The organism is Herbaspirillum sp. UBA812 (genome assembly GCF_002296545.1).
Classification (GTDB): domain Bacteria; phylum Pseudomonadota; class Gammaproteobacteria; order Burkholderiales; family Burkholderiaceae_D; genus Herbaspirillum; species Herbaspirillum huttiense.
This window is the reverse complement of record NZ_DBIC01000403.1, coordinates 2,791-3,791: the sequence shown is the minus strand read 5'-3', so window position 1 is coordinate 3,791 and position 1,001 is coordinate 2,791. Positions and strand designations below refer to the sequence as shown.

Here is a 1,001-nt window from a genome sequence, read left to right as displayed (position 1 = left end):
CACCGGGAAGTTGAAGGCGGTGATGCCCGCCCCCACGCCCAGCGGCTGGTAGAGCGTATAAACGTCCACGCCGCCGGCGACGTTCTCGGCCAGTTCGCCCAGTTGCAGCGAGGTGATGGAGCAGGCATGTTCCACCACTTCCAGGCCGCGCATGACTTCGCCTTCGGCGTCCGGCAGGGTCTTGCCGTGTTCACGGGTGATCATTTCGGCCAGCGGGGCGATGTTCTCGCGCAGCAGTTGCTGGAACTTCAGCATGATGCGCATGCGCTGCGCCAGTGAAGTATTGCGCCAGGTCTTGAAGGTGTCCTTGGCGTTGGCCACGGCCCGGTCGACTTCTTCCTTGGTAGCGAAAGGCACGCGGGCCACCACTTCCTGGGTGGCCGGGTTCAGTACGTCGCGCCACTCCTTGGAAGTGGACTGCACCTTTTCACCGTTGAGGTACAGGGGAACGTTGGGGATGTTGGCTTGGCTCATTGCAATTTCCATTGTGAAGAGGTGAACAGGATGGGGAGAGCAAGGCCGGGAGCAACTCCCGGCCACAGGCATTACTGCTTGACCAGCGGGCAGGCCGCGTCCATCGGACGGAAGGCCTGCTGGGCCGGGATCACCGACAGCAGCTTCAGGTAATCCCACGGGGCCTTGGATTCGGCCGGGGTCTTGACCTGGTACAGGTACATGTCATGGATCACGCGGCCATCCGGACGGATGGAGGCGTTGCGCATGACGGCATCCGAAATCGGGATGTCACGCATCTTCTGCGCCACGACCTTCCAGTCCGAGGTCTTGGCGGCCGCCCGCGCCTTCAGGAACTGGTAGACGCTGGAATAGACACCGGCCTGCACCATGGTCGGCTTGATGTTCTTGAACTGGGCTTCGAAGCGCTTGGAGAAGGCGCGGGTCTGCTCGTCGTAATCCCAATAGAAGCCATCGGTATAGACCAGGCCTTGGGCAGCCTCCAGCCCCAGCGCATGCACATCCGACAGGAACACCAGCAGCGCCAC

The 1,001-nt window shown here is 62.1% G+C and carries 2 protein-coding genes; both read right to left on the bottom strand.

Annotation, left to right across the window (positions count from 1 at the left end; translation table 11 throughout):
- Positions 1 to 474: aldehyde dehydrogenase family protein (locus B3873_RS26245; RefSeq protein WP_286870046.1), on the bottom strand; the 474-nt coding region annotated here is incomplete at its 3' end.
- A gap of 71 nt (positions 475 to 545) precedes the next feature.
- Positions 546 to 1,001, bottom strand: a 456-nt coding sequence (locus tag B3873_RS26240) for an ABC transporter substrate-binding protein (RefSeq protein ID WP_286870044.1), incomplete at its 5' end; no start/stop codon positions are given.